This window comes from uncultured Legionella sp., assembly GCF_937871865.1.
GTDB lineage: Bacteria > Pseudomonadota > Gammaproteobacteria > Legionellales > Legionellaceae > Legionella.
Map to the genome: position 1 here is coordinate 1 of NZ_CALMPD010000068.1, position 20,214 is coordinate 20,214.

A 20,214-nucleotide genomic window follows, 5' to 3' on the forward strand; every position below is an offset into this window, starting at 1 on the left:
AATTCGCCAAGCTCTCTTTGCTTACGTCATAAAAAGTTAAATTGACGGCGCCTCTCCTCGCTATCCCTTATCTATCAGTATCGATGTGGGCTAACGAAGCAAACAATCAGTTCGTATTAACTAATTTATGAGAAATATAAGGATTATGTTTCTTTGAAGACCACAAAGTCTTCAATGGATAATCATCAATAGATGATCGATTATTAAAGTTATTAAGCGCACGTGACTCAGTAAATCAATTGACGCTAACATCCATTGCACCCTTTTGTCCGATTAAATCATCGGAGTAATTAACATTATTCTCTAAACATTGGCCAAGAAGTCCATGGGTCATTAGTACATTTTCAGCTTCTTCCGCAAATACCTTTTTTGCTTTGTGAGACAACTCACCTGATGCAAGTAAAATCTCCATGTGTTCAAGTAACGCTCGAAATGCAATATGGATATGTCGCTTATCTTTGTTATGCGGCATCTGATTAATGTTAATGAACAGCTCCTCTTGAGTCACTGTTTTAATTTCAGACATTTTCACATGATGGTATTGTGGCTTTTTTCCTGAAAAATAATTATACAGATAGGCAAGGCCATTCGTAATCCTTTTGGGGTAGAGGAGATGATCGAATTCGTCCATACACAAAACAGCCGCATACTCTTCCATTTGGTATTGGATTGAAGCATCCAGGGATTGTGTTGCACTTAAGCATTTCTCCCAGGTCTTTTTCATTTTAAGATGGAAATGAGAGCCATCGTTATTATGTTCTTTCACCTCGGAGAAACGTTTTGCAAAAACGTCCTTATTTCGACTTGCTAGAAAGTCCTGCCATCGAACAACATGCAATCCGTCTAATATGTGGTGATGTTCTTGTAAAAATTGTTCGCCCTGCTCAAGCGATTGAGCCTCTGTATCGCAATTATGTCGGTTTAAATAATCACAGACTAAAATAGTAGTGCGATCCTCATAACGATGAGCGCGAATGGAGTTAATAATGGCAGCCAATCGGTCACCGCGTTCCAAAGGTTGACTCATACTAATAGGCAATACTATTGTCTCATTGGCTGGAATTGAACCTGGGATTACGGCTGAGAAATTCGTCTGCATTAAGAACCTCCTTGTTAAAACTTCAGGCATAATAACACAACTGGCCAAATATTGTCCAGATGATATTGTTTCAATCATCCTGTTTTAACAAAAAGCATTTATCAATGAACCGCCTATACTTAATATAAACGTAAGGATAGAACATATGGATTTAAATTTTATACTTCAACATACGGTTGGCAATCTTTATTGGAAAGACACAGCAGGTCGCTATCTTGGTGCAAATCAGGCGTTTATATCATTGGCAGGATTAAAACATTTTGAAGACATTATTGGAAAAACAGACCGAGAGCTATTTTATTCAGTAATGAGTAACGAAAAATTAACCCTTCTTGAAGAAACCGATCGAAGAATAGTCGATTCAGGGATCGGTGAAAGCCTGAAAGAGGAAGGTATTGATCCGAATGGAGCTCCTGCATTTTACATGACACGAAAAATCCCATTACGCAACGAAAAAGGAGTGATCACTGGCATCATGGGAACCTCTTTGGATATTACCAAAGAAATGCAAGCAGACATTGCACGCACCGAATTTCTTGCGAATATGCGCCATGATATCCGAACTCCGCTCTCAGGAATTGTAGGCTTTTCTGAATTATTAAAATCAGAATCGAATGAACCACGAATTAAAGATTATGCGGATAATCTCATCGCCTCAAGCCATGCACTGCTCGATTTAATGGATGAAATACTTGAAGCCGTCAGAGTCAGTTCTGGGGAAATACCCATGCTGAAACGCAAATTTAATGTAACTCAAACTTTAGAGCAAGTAATCGCCCTATACCAGGCGCGAGCTCATGAAAAAAAATTGCAGTTATCTCTCTCTTTAGATGAAAAACTTCCCCGCTTTGTGATTGGGGATAAAATAAGACTGCACCGAATAGCTCTTGAGCTGGTCGGAAATGCGTTGAATTTTACCGATAATGGTCATGTGAGCGTCAATGCAGTATTAGCCCAGCAAGAGAATCGCGAATTAGTTATTCAATTGACCGTAGCTGATTCTGGAATGGGCATTCCTAAAGAGAAACAACAAGAGATTTATCTGCAATTCAAACGACTAACTCCTTCCTACCAAGGAATATATAAAGGGGCTGGGCTCGGTCTCTATGTAGTAAAACAATTTATAGATGAATTAGGTGGGGAAATATACGTAGAGAGCGAACCACGTAAAGGCACTGTGTTTACCTGTCTGATACCAATGCAGGTATCTCTTTTAAATGACTCCTCAGGTGTTGATTCCGTTGAGGAGCTCAATTTAGAGCAATCGTATATACCGCAATTAAAAAATCAAAAAAAACCGTCAGATAACAGTGAACAATGCACCGGGATAAGTAGAGTACTTGTGGTAGAAGATAATTTCATTGCCCAAACTGTAGCGAAAACACTGTTGTCAAAAATGGATTGCCATGTCGATGTAGCATCCAATGGAATCGATGCATTGACTCTCTATGATCAAAACAATTATGACTTAATCTTTATGGACATTGGTTTAGGCGAGGGTATGGATGGTTATGAAGTGACTCATTACATCCGAACTAAAACCAGTACCACAAGACAAATTCCCATCGTAGCGCTTACAGCGCACGGTGGTGATGAGAGCAAACAACGTTGCATCGAAGCTGGAATAGATGCAGTATTAATCAAGCCTCTGACCCAGGCACATGCCACAGACATACTTAAATCATTTATCCCCGCACGACATGAAACATCAACGGCAAAATCTGCAACAGCGAGAAGAGACTTACCTGACAGTGATGATGAGATGTTTCAATTAACACAATTCCCCATCTTAAACAGTGAGGAAGCACTGAAGAACTGTGGAACCCATGAGATGTTAACCGAATTATTGACCCTAATGACTCAAGAACTTCCTGCTGATTTGACGCGCATGAAAAAAGCCTTCGCCGCAGGTGATTATTCACTCGTTGAACAAACGGCTCACAAAATCAAAGGAGGTGCTGTTTATGTAGGTACAACGCGCATGAAATACGCCTGTCAGTATGTGGAACGTTACTGGAAAAGCGGACAACGTGACTTATTTGATGCACTCTATCATCAGGCAGTAAGCACTATTGAAGAAACCCTCACCTACATCGAAGGTTGGCTACATGTTCCTTGAACAGTACTTTATTTCTGCCTGATATATTTCAGATGCAACGAGCTACAGCGCCATAGCCCCTTATGAATTAATTTTTTTATGGCGCGCGCAGCCCCGGTTTTGGCCTCTCAAAAGAACTCTCATTGTGCTCCTCTGCCGCAAAGAATCGGGCATTGTAAGTACTGTTGAGGTGCCGCGGACTGATAGTGTATGAAGCATTCCCATTTATCTACAGTTGCATTAAGCATTAAGCGCGTTTTTTCATTATCTATTGTATCATCAATACGATGAGTCATTTTTAATAAATGATGTAGATATTTATTGTTTTGAAGTGAAAGGCTGGCGCATAAGAATGGGAAATAATTATAAGGGATGTTTTGAATCAAGACAGGTTGTTGTCTCTCTTTAATCAAATCATTCAAATTATCAATTGTGTTAAAAGAAAGGGTATGACAATCAGTTTCTTTTACTGGCTTCTCAATATGTAAAATTACATCATACCGAAAATAATTTAATTCATTAGGGTATTGGCCATGTTTAATATTGATATCAACCCAGCTGATTCTTTTAAATTGTTGTTTCAATGCATAAAAAAATAACGGAGAGAGAACAATTTCGCTATCGCGCGATTTGTACAATAAATTGGGAGGACAGGTTTCCATATCCGAAGGGTGGTGGTGTAAATGTTTAATAGCAAGGTAGATATCCAATAACTCCAGAGAGCGAACATCTCCGATGAGTATGCTTCCCCCTGACTTTGTTGCTTTGATTAGTTGTTTTAGTGAATCGATAAGTGATTTTATACTTGGCAAATACTGAACTACTGAATTGACTATGATGCAACTAAACCGGTTTACTTCATGGAGATTAACCATAGATTCAAGTTTGAAGATAATTTTATCTTTAGTCGTGTTAGGGATGAGGCTTTTAACATAATCTATGGCCTTTTGAGAAAGTTCCATTACGGTAATATTTTGAGCATGCGGTAAATAATCCAGCAGAAGAAAGCCGGTGCCACACCCTATTTCAAGTACGTGCTCCAAATTGGAGTTTCTAATATATTTTTTAATGTGTTCATAGGATTCTAATAACTCTTCTTCAGGAAAGGTATGGCCTGTAAGCGAGCTTTGCCAGCCACAGGTATTTATGTTTCGATAGTCAAATTCATTTGCATGGGAATAGGTTTCATCATAAATTTTTTCTATATAATGAGATGAATCCTCATTGATTACGTGAGTACCATGGGTAAACAGAGCCTCTTCGTCAATTTCCACATAAGCTGCCATAGTTTTGTAGTATTCATTGTGCTCATGAATTTTAACTACAGCTTTTTTAACAAAAGCCACTTGCTCTATGGTCGCCTCTATTTCCCCTGACTCGATGCGGATGCCGCCAAATTTGAGCTGATTATCGATCCTTCCTGCATAGCACATATTGCCATCTTCTGAAGATACTAAATCACCTGTTTTGTAATAGCGGATTGTGTCTTCCATATCGACAGTAAATTTAGATTGAGTAAGTTCTTCTGAGTTTAAATAACCTCGTGCAACACCTCGTCCACCGATATACAGTTCGGCTTTTGTAGTGTCTTCTTGGTATATGAGTTTTAATTGGGTATTAGCAATAGGTTTTCCTAAAGGAACTGAGTCGGTAGTTATGTCACATTGAAGAGAATAGATCATAGACCACATGCTGGTTTCAGTTGGACCATAGACATTCCAAACGTTCCCTTTCTCATAATCAAGTCTTAAAGCAAGACTGGTTTTAAATTGTTCGCCACCTACTAAAAGACGGGTTATACCCTTATTTTTCCAGCCATTTTTAAGTAAAATTTCCCAGGTTAGGGGTGTGGCTTGCATGAAGCTAATGTTAAAATCATTGAGATATTTTTTTACCATCAGCAACAGCACCATGCTCAGTAAGAACAATGGAGGCGCCAATAGTTAATGGCATTAATAATTCTATTAAAGATATGTCAAATGTATAATCGGTTAAAGCAAGAAATAAATCGTCGTTTGATAGAGAAAGTATCTCCGTAAGTGAAGAGAATAAGTTCATCATAGAGCCATGCTCAATCATTACCCCTTTAGGTTTTCCTGTTGAACCTGAGGTATACCTAACATAGGCCAGATCATCGTTTTCGCAAAAACTTGTGAAATGATTATCATCAATTTCAACCAGTGTATTCGGATTTATTAGTTCAGCTCTTGGAATGGCGAATGAGACAGACAAGTCACAAAATACCAGTTTTGATTTAGTTTCCTCTAAAATATATTCAATTCGTGAACAGGGAGAAGATGGACTAATAGGTAAAAAGGCGCAGCCGGCCTTTAATATTCCTATCATAGTAATAATGATTTGTGGCGTTCTCTCTAATACCAGTGGAACAATTGTTTCTTTGGGAAGAGCAAATTTTGATATGATCTTTGCTATATTATCAGACAATAGGTTAATTGTTTGATAGTCATATGTCTTTTTATTGAAATATAGCGCTGGCTTATCTGCATAATGTTGCGCTGCGGTTAAAAAATGCTGTATGAAATGATTATTAATCATTATATCCTATTCGTTTTTATAATTTCCATATTGGTAATTATATCATCATTTGAGGTTTGTTGATTTATCGTATTTTGCAGAAATAGGAGTGCTGTAAGAGCTAGGGGCTTTTCATGAATATATTTTAAACAATTATTTCGTCAGCAATATGTTTAACAACGGGGTATTGGGGAATAAAAAACACCATATTTGCGCATGGTTTAATGATGTGAGTAGATAGAAAATTTTGCTTAAACTGGGGTTAATGGAACCGTTAACCCACTTAAGTATTAAATTGACGCTGCCGTTGAGAAAGATTTGAGAAGAAGAAGTCTGTATTAATGCAATATAAATCAATGTGTTACGTACTAATTGGAACTATTAAGAACTGTTATAAAATAGTTCAATGGTACCGAGAAGAGGACTCGAACCTCCACGGAGTTACCCCCACTAGCACCTGAAGCTAGCGTGTCTACCAATTCCACCACCTCGGCATAAGGCGCAACATTACTTAAAATAGAAGGTTCTGTCAATGATTTCTTTATTTTGAGTAAGGAAAACCTGCTTTTAATATGCGCTCTCTCACTCCTTGCCATTCGCTGGTTTCTGGTGGAAGTTCAATTGCGATGCAGATTGCGTTAGAAGCATCGGCATTTCTTAATTGGTAATACAGGTCATATGCTGCTTTTTCCGGATTGTCTCCCAAAAGATGATAGTGGTTGTCTTCCACGCCCGTTGGTTGTTGGCTTGCAATGACATAGACATCACCCTCTCTTTTCTGACAGAAGTGCGACAGAGTGTCGTAACGGTCAAAATAGTATAAATTTTTTTGCGGTTGATAATGACTGTCTAGCTTGCCAGGCACTTTGATGTTGTTCTCTTTGGCAACGTAGTTCGTTGGAACTACAGCGGCTATTGCTTTTTCATCAATTAGTCCATGGCGCAGGATTTGATAGCTTTTCGGGTTTGTTACATCAACTATTGTCGATTCAATTCCTATTTGGCATCGCCCGCCATCAAGTATGGTGAGTTCTTGGTCCTTAAATGATTGTTTAACATGTAATGCCGTCGTTGGACTGACTTTACCAAATGGGTTGGCTGAAGGAGCTACTATAGGCGTATTCAGTTTGTGCAATAATTTCTGCGCTATTGGGTGCGCTGGACATCTGATTGCAATGGTCGGCTGTCCACCGGTAATGAGTGGATTCACTCTATTTTCTTTGCATTTGAATACTAAAGTTAAAGGGCCCGGCCAAAATTGGTCCATTAGTATTTGGGCGTAAGCAGGAATTTCTTCGACAAGTTCATTTAAATCCCAATCTTCTGCGACATGAACAATTAATGGGTGATTTAATGGCCTGTTCTTCATGGTAAAGACGGCTTTTATTGCCAAATTTTTGTTAATCATTGCAGCCAATCCGTAAACAGTTTCTGTTGGAATGGCAACGGGCTTCCCATCTTTTAAATCAGTAATTGCCCGATTTAGATTAGTGGTAATTGAGGACATAAATAGATCCTGATAATGGTTTAATTAACAAATGAAACAAGTCGGTGAGAAGGTAAAACAATCACGCATTATTTTTACACAGATCGCCGTGCTAATGGAATAGTTAAGAATAAAATAACTGCTAATTAAATGAGATACGTGGATACACTTTTCTAAACTTGGTAGCTCGTTAAAGCAAGCATGGTTCCCTATTGTAACGGGAACCATGCTGACTCGCAGATTATTCAAAATATTCATAATGAGGAATGACATCCATCTTGTCGCGGTCTGGATAGCTAAGAAATAACCCTCGGGGCTGGCGATAGATATGAGAAAATTGTTCACAAGCCTGGCCAACAACAGGGGTGTATATAATTGGCATGATTTCTTCCAGATTCTCGATGATAAATCGATAAAACAGTATTTCATTTCGATCCTGCAAGGCACGCAAATAAATATGTTTTTCCAGAGGAGTCTCTTTTAAGTCATAGGCATCTTTGCATCGGATAATTTGTTCTTCAAGTGTTTCAATAGTTGGCGGCAGCAGGCCATGCAATCCATAATGATCTCGTTCTGCATTGCTAAAGGCAGTACCTTTATTTAGCAAAGAATCCCTTATTAATTCCATTCCATGCTTTGTGACTCTTATGGTCATTGCAACGCTCCTTGTCATGAATCATTTATAACCGTTAAGTGAGGTGCTTAATGGATTATTGAAGATACATCTAGTGTAGTTGACTTTTATATATTTTGTAGTGATTTTGCCTTTTGTGACGGGGAAGCATAGAATAAGTTTTTGGAATTAAATGATAGGGATGCATAGGGTGTTGCTTACGTTAGCAGAAAAAATGATGAACGGTTGTTTTGCGGCAGTGCCAAGGCATAAACCTGTTCGTATTGAAGGGGCTAAGTTAATTGCCCATAGAGGCGCCCATAATAATGTGCGTGGTGTTCTGGAAAACACTCATGAAGCATTCCGATTGGCGCAAAGCGTTGGCTGCTGGGGACTCGAATTAGATGTGCACGCTACCGTGGATGATGTACTGGTTGTTAATCATGATCCCACTTTAAATCGGCTATGGGGGCATGATTGTTCTATTGTTGATTTAAGCTTTAATGAGTTAAGAGATTTGGAGCCAGGGATCCCTTCCCTTGATGAGGTGGTGTCAGAATATGGAAAAAAAATGCATTTATTCATTGAGTTAAAAGCTCCGTTTAATGCAGAAAAATCTCTAGTAACTGCGCTGCAAGGATTGTCGCCATCTGAGGACTTTCATTTGCTGGCATTAGATGCTCCTACTTTTGATGAATTGTCTCTCTTTCCGAAGGAATCCTTAATATTAGTTGCCGTACATAATAACGTGAATCATTTTTGTGAATTAAGTATCCGTAAACATTATGGGGGAGTGATGGGCAGTTATTTACTGCTTACCGATAAACAAAGACGTAAATTAACGAAGGCTAATCAGGCATCTGGAGTTGGTTTTGTTAATTCGAAAAACAGTTTGTACCGAGAGTTGAATCGGGGCATCGATTGGCTCTTTACGGATCAGGCAGTGGCGGTAAGCCGGCATTTGCTGCAATTACGTTCGGAGCAAGAGAAATAAGTGCTCTCTGTGTAACGTGGGTTTTATCGCTGATTAATAAGGAGTCTGCAGAACCATGATGGAATTTATACGACATTTGCATCGGACGTACCAAAACTCATGCAATGGGCTTAAAAAGGCCTGGCATTTGGAATGGGCATTCCGAGTGGAGCTTGTTGTATTTATTTGCTCTGTTCCTGCCGCAATTTTTTTGGGGAGCGCAGCAGCAGAGTATATTTTATTAATTGGTTCCTTGTTGCTGATTTTGATTATGGAGTTATTTAACTCTGCGATTGAAGCTACAGTAGATCGTATTGGACGGGAGCATCACGAATTGTCTGGGCGTGCTAAAGATTTGGCGTCGGCTGCTGTCCTGGTGGCAATCATTAATGCGGTAATTACCTGGGGCTTGATTTTTGTTTATTGGATTTTAAGCCATACAGGGGGATAACAGGGCATCAGTGCGATGATGCCCCTGTTTTTTACTGGGTGAATTGATTGATGGTTAAAGTCAGCCGTTTTACCAATTCATCGAGTTCATTTTCATTGATAATAAGAGGCGGTAACAGCCTGACTACGGTATCAGAGGTAATATTAAATAATACTCCATTGGCAAGACCCAAAGCTCGCATGTCATTTGCTGGTCTGTCCAGTTCGATACCAATCATATAGCCTTTGCCGCGAATGGCTTTGACATTGGGATGCTCACCAAGGTTGCTAATTAATTTATCCATGAGCAGGGCGCTGTTTTTAGTTACCTGTTCACAGATTTTCTCGCGCTCGATGATTTCCAGAACGGTTAAGGCTGTAGCACATGCGAGGGAGTTACCTCCAAATGTTGAGCCATGATTGCCGGGTTTAAACAAATCATTTGCTCTTTTGCTCATCAAACATGCCCCGATAGGCATGCCATTGCCCAGGCCTTTGGCTGTAGTTAAAATATCTGGTTTTATTCCGTAATGCATATAGGAAAACAGTTTGCCGGTGCGACCATTGCCAGTTTGGATTTCATCTAAGATAAGCATCCAATCATTTTGTTCGCAGATTTGGGCTAAAGCACGAAGGTAGCCTTCTTCTGCCGGATAGATACCTCCTTCACCTTGAATAGGCTCTAACATAACGGCAACTACATCTTCTCTGTTGGCAGCTATTGTATGGACCGCATCCAGATCATTGAATGGTGCGCGAATAAACCCAGGAACTAATGGTTCAAACCCTGCCTGCACCTTTCTGCTTCCTGAAGCGGTTAGAGTCGCCATAGTTCGTCCATGGAATGCACGTTCCATGACAATAATTGAGGGGGTTTCAATCCCTTTTTTATGACCAAAAAGCCGGGTTAGCTTGATTGCTGCTTCATTGGCTTCAGCGCCTGAATTGGCGAAAAATACCTGATCCATACCAGCCATGGCTGTGAGTTTCGCGGCCAGTAATTCTTGTTCTTTAATATGAAATGCATTGGATGTATGCAGCAATTTAGCTGCCTGTTGTTGAATGGTCTTTGTTACCTCTGGATGTGCATGACCTAATCCACACACGGCTATCCCACTCAAACCATCAAGATATTCTTTTCCTTGGTCATCATACAGCCAAACTCCTTTGCCATGAGTAAAAGTCACTGGCATGGGGCTGTAGGTAGTAATTAAAGCCATGATGTCTCCCTTTGTTCTTATTATTATTTAACTGGATGGTTTTATATTAAACCGGATCCCCTTGTCTTTAGCTGGGTTTGTTAATGTATTTACTGTTTTGGCCAAAATGAAATTGATTCTTTGCGCCCTGATATGCATCAGTGCGCAGCCATTTTCGGCGGTGAAAAAATCACCTCATTTTGGCTCAAACCAGCGAAATGTCAACAGACTCTTTAGTCATGTTATTGCGGAGATCTTGTTAGGGGCATTACCATTCGGTTAAGAACAGTGCGTCATCCTTCGTTGCGAGCTTCTCAGGATGACGATCAAAATTGGGGCGGAATGTTACTTTAAATTACCGGCAACAAAATCCCAGTTAACCAAGGACCAGAAAGCACTGATGTAATCAGGACGTACATTGCGGTAATCAATATAGTAAGCATGTTCCCATACATCACAAGTCAGTAGCGCATTTAATCCTTCTGTCATTGGAGTGCCGGCATTGCTGGTACTGATGATCTTTAATGCGCCAGAAGCGTCTTGAACCAGCCAAGCCCAACCAGAGCCAAAAGTAGTTGCTGCTGCTTGGGTGAATTGTTCTTTAAATGCTGCAAATGAACCGAAATTTTTATTAATCGCCTCAGCCACTGCACCTTGAGGCTCACCACCACCATTGGGGCTCATGCTGTGCCAATAGAAGGTATGATTCCAAACCTGAGCGGCATTGTTAAATACACCACCTTTTGCTTTCATAATAATGTCTTCAAGGCTCATTGATTCGAATTCGGTGCCAGGGATCAGCTTGTTTAAATTGGTTACATAGGCATTATGATGTTTGCCATAATGGTATTCCAGAGTTTCCTTGGATATGTGAGGGGCCAGTGCATCTAAAGCATAAGGCAATTGTGGTAGTGTAAAGGTCATTATTATCTCCGATTCATAAAGCGCCTAGTGTAGCAGGATGGATGCGATATTCAATGTGATGAAATCCATTCGAATACTATTTATTGCAAATGTAGTGTATACTATTAGTCCAATTTGACTTCTTTTGTCAAATTTGATTATAACTTTGTAGGACAAGCTTCGCTGTTGATTTTTGGCAATCATAATGCAAATGCGAATCATTAGTTGCGACCTTGTCTGGTTTTCGCCATAATTAGTATGATTTATTTATTTTAAAGGTGCATAAGTGGATACTTTAGATAAAATTAAAAAGCAAATTGAAGAAAATGCAATTATGCTTTATATGAAAGGAACACCCAAAATGCCACAATGTGGGTTTTCTGCTCGTGCAGTTCAATGCATAGAAGCCTGTGGTGTGAATTTTTCCTATGTAGATGTTCTTGCCAATCCTGATGTTCGTCAGGTGTTACCACAAGTTTCTGATTGGCCTACTTTTCCCCAATTATACGTGAAGGGTGAATTGATAGGTGGTTCTGACATTATTGCTGATATGTTTCAGCAGGGTGAGTTAGAACCCATGTTACGTGATGCGATTGCTGCATAATTATAATAATAACGCGAAGAGCACTTCGTGTATTGCAATGGAGATCATAGAATGAGTGTATTAGTTGGGCGTAAAGCACCAGATTTTACTGTAGCAGCTGTAACCGGCACTGGTGAAATTGTTGATAAATTTAATTTACACGAGCATTTAAAAGGCAAGTATGGGGTTGTGTTCTTCTATCCTTTAGATTTTACTTTTGTCTGCCCTTCTGAATTAATCGCACTAGATCATCGTATTGATGAATTTAAAAGCAGAAATGTTGAAGTGGTTACGGTTTCAATTGACTCTCATTTTACCCATAATGCGTACAGAAACACTCCAGTAAATCAAGGTGGAATAGGTCCTGTGCGTTACACTATGGCTGCTGATATGACTCACAGTATTTGCCAGTCCTATGGTGTCGAGCATCCAGTTGCCGGTGTTGCGTTCCGTGGTGCTTTTATCATTGATACTAATGGCATGGTTCGTTCACAAATCGTTAATGATTTGCCAATTGGTCGTAATGTTGATGAAATCCTCCGTACTATAGATGCCGTTCAATATTTTGAAGAGCATGGCGAAGTATGTCCTGCTGGATGGAAGAAAGGCGATGCTGGAATGAAAGCCTCTCCTCAAGGTGTTGCTGCTTATCTTGCTGAGCATTCAAAATCTTTATAATTATTTTTATTTTGTAGCCCGTATTTGCATCGCGCAATACGGGAAGTCCTATGACGCGGGTATCGATTAAATGTACTATGCTGCGCTTGGGGTTCCCTGATTTCGCGGTGCTGCATCCGGGTTATTTTTGATTTTAGACTGAAATGCCAATAATCTTATTATAATAAAGACATGTTCCGCCATTTGTTGGTCATATCACAAAACAATTCTGCTGTTTTTTCTGCATCATAAATAGCGGAGTGCGCTTCTTGCTGGTCAAAATGAATCCCTGCTGCGTGTACCGCCTTGGCTAAAACAGTCTGCCCATAAATAAAACCACCCAAAGTTGCGGTATCAAAGCAGGTGAACGCATGGAATGGTGATTTTACTCCCGTTCGCTTAATTGCTTCTTTGACAAATAACAAATCAAACCAGGCATTATGCCCGACTAAAACGGCTCTTTGACAGCGTGATTTTTTTAACGCCTTAAAAATAGGCTGAAATAAGTGTTCAAGAGCTACTTTTTCATCGACAGCAAAGCGCAGCGGCTGAAAAGGGTCAATTTGATTGAACTCAAGGGACTTTTGATCTAATTCTGCACCGGAAAATGGTAAAATATGTTCAAAATGGCTTTCCCCTCTTTTCATCTGTCCTGTTTCGTCCATGTCCACTAAAACAACACACATTTCCAGGAGAGCATTTTTTTGCGGGTCTAACCCTGCTGTTTCAACATCAACAACTACGGGTAAAAAACCACGGAACCTGTCTTTAATATTAATGCTTAAAATACTATCACGCGGTGCCATGTATGCTCCAGGTCAACGTTTCACCAGCAGCAATAGGAATTACTTTATGCTGCCCTAATGGTAATTCTTTGGGAATGTTCTGCGGGGTTTTAATCAATTCAATGTGCTCTTTATTTATGGGTAATTGATAGTATTCAGCGCCAAAATGACTTAGAAACTGATTTAGTTTGCCTAATTGGCCCAGTTCATCAAAAATCTGCGCATAAAGAGCTACTGCAAAAGGTGCTGAATAGATACCCGCACAACCACAGGCATTTTCTTTGGTTGCTAGTGCATGAGGTGCACTGTCTGTTCCGGCAAAAAATTTGGGATTGCCACTGCTGATGGCCCTTTGGAGTGCGAGTTGATCGCGCTCATGTTTTAAAATGGGTAAACAATAGAAATGAGGCCTTATTCCTCCTGCCAGCATATGGTTACGGTTGTAGAGAAGATGGTGAGGCGTAATTGTGGCTGCAACGGTTTCTGGTGCCTGGGTAACAAATTCAACTGCTGCCTGGGTCGAAATGTGCTCCAGCACTATTCTTAGTTTGGGAAAGTTCGAGACTATCGGTTGTAAATATTCTTCGATAAACAACGCTTCTCGTTCGAAAATATCGCTATGAGTTACTTCACCATGAATTTGCAATACCAGGTTGTTTTTTTGCATGGTTTCAAATAACGGATAAAGAGCCGTTAATGATTTGGCACCGGCTTCCGAATTAGTTGTTGCTCCCGCTGGGTATAACTTTCCTCCCAAAACAAAAGGATCTGCTGCTCCTTTTTCTAATTCATCTGCAGTTACCGATTCATTCAAGTAAAAAGTCATATAAGGAATGAAGGAAGAGCCTTCAGGAATTGCGGCAATAATCCTGTTTCTGTAATACTGCATTAATGACAAAGTAGTCAGTGCCGGTTTGAGATTGGGCATGACCAGTGCTCGAGCAAAGTGTTGTGCAGTTGCGGAAACGGTATGGTGCAATTGGTCTTCATCCCTAAGATGGACATGCCAGTCGTCAGGGCGGTTAATAATCAGAGTTTGCATAATAAAGATTCTTGCATTAGTGCCGATAGCTAAGGATATCACGAATTAAGTCATTGGGATGAGCAAAAAATGGCACTTGAGCATAATCCAGGCAACAGACTAATAATTGGTATAGCCAGCTATTTATTCTATATAAGTAGTGCTATTGCGGTACCGCATGTGAATTATGCAAGCCCAATGGGGGATGAAAAATGGAAAATGAGTGGAAGCCCTATTCGCTGCGGTTTGTCCTTGGCAATACCTAATTATGGAATAGGATATTTTGAGCAATATGCGACAAAACCACCTCATTTTATTTTGCGAAAATGGGATCAGGTGCAAAGAGCGTTACCTGCCCAGGTAGTAGCAAAACCTCCTGTATGGAAACCCAATCTACCTAATTCTTATGTTGTAGCCAGATCTTATATTAAGCCAGGAGAGTTCGGAATTTTTCTTGACCGAGAGCCTACTTTAAAATTATTAATCTTCTTGTCGCAAGGATATCAGGCTAATTTTAATTATTTGTCGGAAGAAGGATTTAGTATCACGGTTGCCCTTTCTCCTATACGGTTTCAAAAAGTATATGCCAAATATCAGGAGTGTCTCGGGGGATTGTTGCCATTCGATTACGACGATGTCAAAGAATCAGTATTTCATTTTGATACCGACAGTAAGCAGCTAACTGATGAAGATAAAACACAATTGCGGCGTATTGCCCGATATATAAAAGCAGACTTTCAGGTGGATGTGATTCGGGTTGTCGGTTATGCGGATGAAAGTGGGCGCAAAGGGTATAATAATGCGGTGTCGCAATTTAGAGCTGAGGCGGTCGAAAATTATTTAATTTGGTTAGGCGTACCGAAAAGCAAGTTGTCAGTAACCTGGGTTGGTGCATCAAAACCTATTGCGCGCAATGATACTGATGAAGGTCGTGCTGCGAACCGGCGCGTGGTGATTAACTTGATTAGAAAATAAAATGATTTTATTTCAGCGTTTGTATGTGTAGGCAATCACGCTACCGGCTCCTTCTACCCCTGATTGTTCTTGTTGCGGGATAGAAGGAATAAACAAATTAATTAATAGCTCTCGCACAACGAACGTTGCGCAGGCGAAACTTATCTGTACTACCAGTCCCCGGATAGGGAGTGGAATCGAAGAACGCATACCCCGCTGGAAAGGTGAGAGCTCCAGTAATTACCGTCAGCAATAGTACCAAACCCCAACAAATAGAGCGTGTCAAAAATATTTTGTATCCCACAAAAACGCATTAGCTCACAAAGTGATGGCAAATACCTGTCGCTGTAGGTGCCGTCATCATACTGAATACATAGTCCTGCCGCATAGGTGTTAAGGCTTATAGGATAGCCCGGAGGGGTTCCAGTACAACTGCCAACTCCGGGACCTTCGTCAGATAAACATTTTACAATCCGCTGGGTAATACATGCTCCATCAGACCCATTACACGAATCAGGGCCTGCTGTGGCGGTGTCGCCAATACCGCCAACCGCATAATTCGCTCCCCACTTTAGTTATCCCTCCATTGACAGAAAACACCCGGCCCCCCTGATAGCGAAAAGCCACATAAGTAGTGATTGATTGTGCGTTATGGGTCCCGTTAATTGTAATTTGATCTGCAATAAAGGGGGCGGTAGCCTCAAGATGTATGGTGCAGGAAGCTCCTGGAGCAACAGCGGTGCAATTGCTGTATGATACGGTGACGTTACTTCCCCAGGCTAGGGGCAATTCAGCGGTAATATCGGTATTGGAGGTTGCCGCCAGGTTGTTGCTTTCAACGACAATATCCAAAGGGCCATTATTTACAGGAATCACTCTATTTGCTGGAGTGGGGTCTGTAATGCTCAGGACAGGGGCTATCGGGGAGATGATATTAACAGTGACTGGCTGCATGTTGGTGTTTTGTCCTTGAATCGTAGCACTAGTCGCACCAACGCTGCCCCCAGCGCCCATCTCAAAAGTAATCTCGCAGGTATTATTGGGTGAGACATGGCTCAGAACAAAGCCGCAAGTGCTTCCACCCACGGTGACGCCCAGGTTTGCAGCGTCCAATACCGCCACCACATTATAGGCATCTGCAGTGCCTGTGTTGGTCACGGTTACTGGAACTGAATGCCCGACCTCAGTGGTCAGGGTGATGTTTGCTGGGGCGCTGCTTATGGTGGTTTGTTGTTGTGGGCATTAAACAGGACGGTGCAATTGGAGGTAATTGCACCTGTAGTGTAGGTGGTTCCTGCCCACTGGCCCAAAGGACAGGTGCCTCCCGGCACCGCTTCAACCACATAGCTCGTTTCCGCGTTGACGGTAAATTGCAGAGTTGTGCCTGCATTCACTGTTTGCACGCTCGCGGGTATGATACTGCTTATATGAGCACCTGCACCAGGGGTTACCTGATAGGTAACACTGGTTGCGCGATACACTTTTAATAGATTCTTATCGCTTGGCTGATAACATTGTGATGGATTTCCTTGTTCACATAACATCGGTCCTTCCGTGATGCCTTGTGGTGGTACCAGACTGCCGTTAATGGTCAATGTTAAAGAGCAGGTGCTGCCTTTTCCTGCCGAGAGGCACTGATGCCTTCGGCATTCAATATCAGATTTTTAGAACGGTGTGATTTGTTGGTCACTGTATAATGAACGGTGGCAATCTCTCCATCGGTCAATGTCACGCTGGCAGGACTCGGTACTGAATAGGTCCACACTTCTGTTGTTGCATACAGGGTACTGTTTAGCAATAAACCTGTGGCGAGAATCTATGGAAGCTTGTCCATCTTCCTGTTTTTTTCCTTATGTCTCATCTGTTTCCTTATCTTATTATTCGGTAAATGTACTTATCAACTCTATCAGCGAAAATGGGAAGGGCGGTATAATTTTATGAGTTTGTATCCAGGTGATTTTATAGTCAAGAACTTGGATTTAATTGGTATACTTATACAGAAATGAACAGGCGCTGGAATGCTTAAACGCAGAACATAGCGAGAGGCTTTTGTGGTTCCTAAGGTTGTCTTCTTATTACAGGCTGAGATTCTGTTTGATGGAATGATTCATCAAGCTGAGCAATTTCCATGGTCCTTAATGCATCAAGTCGGGTAATTAAGGTCAAATTAGTCTCCATCGATTTTTTTCTGGCCCCAATCATATAGCCTCCTGCTCCAGGAGCTCCTTTGATTATTGCCAGATCAAAACCAAGGCCTGTATTATCTGTTGGTAAGGGATACCAGAAGTTATATTGTTCCGTGTTTACATTAAAAAATGTCAGCTCTTGTGGTAATTCTGTTTCTGTAAATGAGGAACGGGGGATACAGCCACTATTTTTTCGGCAATATTCATATACAACATGGACAGGGACATTCGCTTGAGCTTTTCCTAAATGGAGCCATGCTTTGCTCATTTCTTCCCAATTTTTATCGCTTGCCCATCGATCATAGTTATCAATATATCTTTTGTATGCATTTATTAATGGAGTAAAATCGTAATGCACGCTATTGTTTTTTTGCTCATTTTGGTAGTACGTCAAGCCTGAGGGTTTTCCGGTGATAGGGTCGATGTGCTTCATATTATCAATGGCTATTCGCATCATTTTTTTTGTGTCTTTATCCATAAAACGTTTTAACACAAGGCACATATGTGTGTCTTTAGCCCAATAAGCGTATTCATAGGCCGTGCAATGGAATGTTCTTCCTGAATAATCGGTAAAAAAACCTGGGGTTCTAAGAAAGTTTTGCGCCTGTTTTACTGAGGCAGACAATAGCTGGATAACATGCTCTCTTTTTCCTTGGGCTACTAGATGTAAGAATTGAAGCGTCTGGAATACAGGCATTTTAATTATTTCTGTGGGCAACAGATGGAGGTGTTGTTCACTAATACGAGTGGCCAGGAGTTCTGGTGCGATATTAATTTGGCTGGCAAGCCAATTATTATGATGAGGCAATTCCTTCAGTGATAGGCTAGAAAAATCCTGGCGAATCTTTGCATAATAATCTTGATTTGGCAGCGATAAGGAAGCAATTTCAGCGAAATTAATACAGATGGAGCCTTGATGAGAGAACATTTTTGCTACATCTCCTGGGGCTTCTGTTTCTAAAAGCATGAATTCATCCATATGTGGATTTTCTTTGGTCGCCGTGACTGTTTGATAATTCCGTCTAAATTTTTGTTTTATCTGTTCCATATCGTCAGCATTTAATGTTTGGGATAATGCAAAATCTGTAGCATGCTGATTGATAAACTCACAAAGAGCAGTTTCTACATCATCCTCTCTCATTAACGTATCATTCACCAGGTTACATACGTGCTCACTCAAATCAGGTGACTGATCAAAAATAGTTCCGAAATTTTTATTGCTAATTGCTCGTGCCTTGCAATAAACATTCATTTGGGCTAAGAAAAATTGAGTGAGAACGGATAGTTTCTCTATCTGTTCAGATGAAGCCATTTGTGGTGAAATGTTATAAAACGGAGTGGAGGCAATAACATAGCCAATATGTAGAGCACAACTACCTAACAGTGCTTCAATATACTCTTGTGGGGATGCCGTGGCATCAAACCCCATCAGATTGTCCAATTCCTCCTTCTGTAACGGATTCCCATAGCTATCTATTGTAAAATCAATCGATAACGAAAAAATATTTTGACACTGCGTGCTTAAAGTCTGTTGAATTTCAGTAAAACTTGGCGATGGTGATAAGTTTTTTAGTACGGCACTCATTAATATTGATTGAGGGTCCGGTATGTTTATTGCTGTTGCGAAGATACGATGCATTGCATTATACAGGGCGGATAATGGGGTGCCATGGCGATCATTTTTACGGTTTAACGAAAAGATGGGGTTAACGATTGCTGACACAGGATCTTGTTCACGAGGTCTTAGCTGGATCTGGTATAAGTTCGTAGGCTTTTCTAACAACGGCAATAGTTCACTACCATAGCTGAACCGCATGGCGTTGACTGCTTCCAAATAGATATTAATCTGAGCCAGACGCTCTTGTTTTTGTGCTTTTAATGGTTCTACGTCATGGGCGAGGAGAATATCAAAAATTAGTTTTTCCTGGTAATTTTTTAATTCGCGAATCGCATCGCCATCAAAAAAATTTTTTAAGGCAACAGTGGTTTTACAGGTGTTATCCGTTGAAATTTCTTGCCCACCGACTATAGGTACCATGAGGTGCACTCTATTCGTACGGCGATTAACATAAATATATCTTGGCGATACCGGTTCAACGCAGGAAATAATACTCATTACATCGTTATTTAAAGCTGATAGTACTTATATTATATCTGCAACTAGCACACATTGTGAGCTTTTTGTTCCCAAATTTCTTATGGCTTAAATTTGACGAGGTGATTACTTATAATGCAGCACATTTTCTTGGAGCCATTCTTTCCGCGGTATGGCTGACTTATTCTGTAATTATTTGTCCAATCAGATTATTTTATACAGATTTTCTGACATGGAGGTATTCATTATCCTTACCTCTATTATCTTTGCTAATTTTTGTGATGAACTTTATCGTGCAATTGGGTGTCAGGAGTTTATACCGATAACAATGATAAAGGCGCCCCTGATAATATCGGTCTGAGTTTCTTTGTTTCTTCTAACCATGAGGTTAAGAAACATCGCTCGCCATTAAAAACACCCTGCTCAACAATAAGTGCTTGTCAGGATTTTTCAGGGGTAATTATCAGCTGCAATGGCGCTTCAATCAAGAGCGAAAATAATTGGAAAATGCTGGATTGCAGTTGATTTTTATTGGCTTGGCTTGAAAAATCAAGACGGACAAGAGTTGGCCAAATTTTGTAATCCCTGCCTAATAAAT

Annotated in this window: 20 protein-coding genes and 1 tRNA gene; 6 read left to right on the forward strand and 15 right to left on the reverse strand. The window is 40.5% G+C overall.

The window, feature by feature from the left end:
* Nucleotides 1-235: 235 nt before the first annotated feature.
* A complete protein-coding gene (locus Q0495_RS03825; protein WP_298623285.1) occupies nucleotides 236-1,099 on the reverse strand; it encodes a hypothetical protein in 864 nt (287 codons plus the stop codon).
* Between the two features lie 145 nt (nucleotides 1,100-1,244).
* On the opposite strand from Q0495_RS03825, the gene Q0495_RS03830 reads away from it, so the two are divergent.
* On the forward strand, nucleotides 1,245-3,218 hold the full coding sequence (locus Q0495_RS03830; RefSeq protein ID WP_298623287.1) for a response regulator: 1,974 nt from the start codon (nucleotides 1,245-1,247) through the stop codon (nucleotides 3,216-3,218).
* A 119-nt stretch (nucleotides 3,219-3,337) separates the two neighbouring features.
* Here the strand turns inward: Q0495_RS03830 and Q0495_RS03835 are convergent, their stop codons facing one another.
* From Q0495_RS03835 to Q0495_RS03855, 5 genes are all read right to left on the reverse strand, one after another.
* Nucleotides 3,338-5,095 carry an AMP-binding protein gene (locus Q0495_RS03835; RefSeq protein ID WP_298623289.1) on the reverse strand — a complete coding sequence of 586 codons (1,758 nt, stop codon included), beginning with the start codon at nucleotides 5,093-5,095 and terminating at the stop codon, nucleotides 3,338-3,340.
* Nucleotides 5,073-5,753 (reverse strand): AMP-binding protein, encoded by a 681-nt coding sequence (locus Q0495_RS03840; protein WP_298623291.1) that lies wholly within the window; start codon nucleotides 5,751-5,753, stop codon nucleotides 5,073-5,075. The genes Q0495_RS03835 and Q0495_RS03840 overlap by 23 nt, the downstream gene beginning before the upstream one ends.
* Nucleotides 5,754-6,139: 386 nt before the next feature.
* A tRNA-Leu gene (locus Q0495_RS03845) sits at nucleotides 6,140-6,226 on the reverse strand.
* A gap of 47 nt (nucleotides 6,227-6,273) precedes the next feature.
* Entirely contained in the window at nucleotides 6,274-7,239 is a 966-nt protein-coding gene (locus Q0495_RS03850) for an L-threonylcarbamoyladenylate synthase (RefSeq protein ID WP_298623292.1), read from the reverse strand.
* Between the two features lie 220 nt (nucleotides 7,240-7,459).
* Nucleotides 7,460-7,873 carry a hypothetical protein gene (locus Q0495_RS03855; RefSeq protein WP_298623294.1) on the reverse strand — a complete coding sequence of 138 codons (414 nt, stop codon included), beginning with the start codon at nucleotides 7,871-7,873 and terminating at the stop codon, nucleotides 7,460-7,462.
* 169 nt (nucleotides 7,874-8,042) lie between these two features.
* Here Q0495_RS03855 and Q0495_RS03860 point away from each other — a divergent pair, with 169 nt between their 5' ends.
* Nucleotides 8,043-8,825, forward strand: coding sequence for a glycerophosphodiester phosphodiesterase family protein (locus tag Q0495_RS03860; RefSeq protein WP_298623297.1), 783 nt, complete (start codon nucleotides 8,043-8,045; stop codon nucleotides 8,823-8,825).
* Between the two features lie 55 nt (nucleotides 8,826-8,880).
* On the forward strand, nucleotides 8,881-9,255 hold the full coding sequence (locus Q0495_RS03865; protein WP_298623300.1) for a diacylglycerol kinase: 375 nt from the start codon (nucleotides 8,881-8,883) through the stop codon (nucleotides 9,253-9,255).
* 31 nt (nucleotides 9,256-9,286) lie between these two features.
* On the opposite strand, the gene Q0495_RS03870 is transcribed toward Q0495_RS03865, so the two are convergent.
* Together Q0495_RS03870 and sodB are read right to left on the reverse strand one after the other, a co-directional pair.
* A complete protein-coding gene (locus Q0495_RS03870) occupies nucleotides 9,287-10,453 on the reverse strand; it encodes an aspartate aminotransferase family protein (RefSeq protein ID WP_298623303.1) in 1,167 nt (388 codons plus the stop codon).
* Between the two features lie 324 nt (nucleotides 10,454-10,777).
* The gene (gene sodB / locus Q0495_RS03875) at nucleotides 10,778-11,356 is read right to left on the reverse strand and encodes a superoxide dismutase [Fe] (protein WP_298623306.1); all 579 of its coding nucleotides are present in this window, start codon (nucleotides 11,354-11,356) and stop codon (nucleotides 10,778-10,780) included.
* Nucleotides 11,357-11,621: 265 nt separating this feature from the next.
* Here sodB and grxD point away from each other — a divergent pair, with 265 nt between their 5' ends.
* Nucleotides 11,622-11,939, forward strand: a complete 318-nt coding sequence (gene grxD / locus Q0495_RS03880) for a Grx4 family monothiol glutaredoxin (protein ID WP_298623308.1) — start codon at nucleotides 11,622-11,624, stop codon at nucleotides 11,937-11,939.
* Between the two features lie 51 nt (nucleotides 11,940-11,990).
* Nucleotides 11,991-12,596 carry a peroxiredoxin gene (locus Q0495_RS03885; protein WP_298623310.1) on the forward strand — a complete coding sequence of 202 codons (606 nt, stop codon included), beginning with the start codon at nucleotides 11,991-11,993 and terminating at the stop codon, nucleotides 12,594-12,596.
* 158 nt (nucleotides 12,597-12,754) lie between these two features.
* Here the strand turns inward: Q0495_RS03885 and rnt are convergent, their stop codons facing one another.
* Nucleotides 12,755-13,381, reverse strand: coding sequence for a ribonuclease T (rnt, locus tag Q0495_RS03890; RefSeq protein ID WP_298623312.1), 627 nt, complete (start codon nucleotides 13,379-13,381; stop codon nucleotides 12,755-12,757).
* Entirely contained in the window at nucleotides 13,368-14,402 is a 1,035-nt protein-coding gene (gene pyrC / locus Q0495_RS03895; RefSeq protein WP_298623313.1) for a dihydroorotase, read from the reverse strand. Before pyrC ends, rnt begins: the two co-directional genes overlap by 14 nt.
* Nucleotides 14,403-14,471: 69 nt before the next feature.
* Between pyrC and Q0495_RS03900 the strand changes: the two genes are divergently transcribed.
* Nucleotides 14,472-15,356 (forward strand): OmpA family protein, encoded by an 885-nt coding sequence (locus Q0495_RS03900; RefSeq protein ID WP_298623315.1) that lies wholly within the window; start codon nucleotides 14,472-14,474, stop codon nucleotides 15,354-15,356.
* A 12-nt stretch (nucleotides 15,357-15,368) separates the two neighbouring features.
* On the opposite strand, the gene Q0495_RS03905 is transcribed toward Q0495_RS03900, so the two are convergent.
* The 5 genes from Q0495_RS03905 to Q0495_RS03925 all read right to left on the reverse strand — a co-directional run bounded on the left by Q0495_RS03905 (nucleotide 15,369) and on the right by Q0495_RS03925 (nucleotide 19,637).
* Complete coding sequence (locus Q0495_RS03905; protein WP_298623317.1) at nucleotides 15,369-15,545, reverse strand: hypothetical protein; 177 nt, start codon at nucleotides 15,543-15,545, stop codon at nucleotides 15,369-15,371.
* A gap of 303 nt (nucleotides 15,546-15,848) precedes the next feature.
* Nucleotides 15,849-16,493, reverse strand: a complete 645-nt coding sequence (locus Q0495_RS03910; protein WP_298623319.1) for a hypothetical protein — start codon at nucleotides 16,491-16,493, stop codon at nucleotides 15,849-15,851.
* A 59-nt stretch (nucleotides 16,494-16,552) separates the two neighbouring features.
* The gene (locus Q0495_RS03915; protein ID WP_298623322.1) at nucleotides 16,553-16,879 is read right to left on the reverse strand and encodes a hypothetical protein; all 327 of its coding nucleotides are present in this window, start codon (nucleotides 16,877-16,879) and stop codon (nucleotides 16,553-16,555) included.
* 53 nt (nucleotides 16,880-16,932) lie between these two features.
* Complete coding sequence (locus Q0495_RS03920; RefSeq protein WP_298623324.1) at nucleotides 16,933-17,133, reverse strand: hypothetical protein; 201 nt, start codon at nucleotides 17,131-17,133, stop codon at nucleotides 16,933-16,935.
* Between the two features lie 260 nt (nucleotides 17,134-17,393).
* Nucleotides 17,394-19,637 carry a hypothetical protein gene (locus Q0495_RS03925; RefSeq protein WP_298623326.1) on the reverse strand — a complete coding sequence of 748 codons (2,244 nt, stop codon included), beginning with the start codon at nucleotides 19,635-19,637 and terminating at the stop codon, nucleotides 17,394-17,396.
* Between the last annotated feature and the right edge of the window lie 577 nt (nucleotides 19,638-20,214).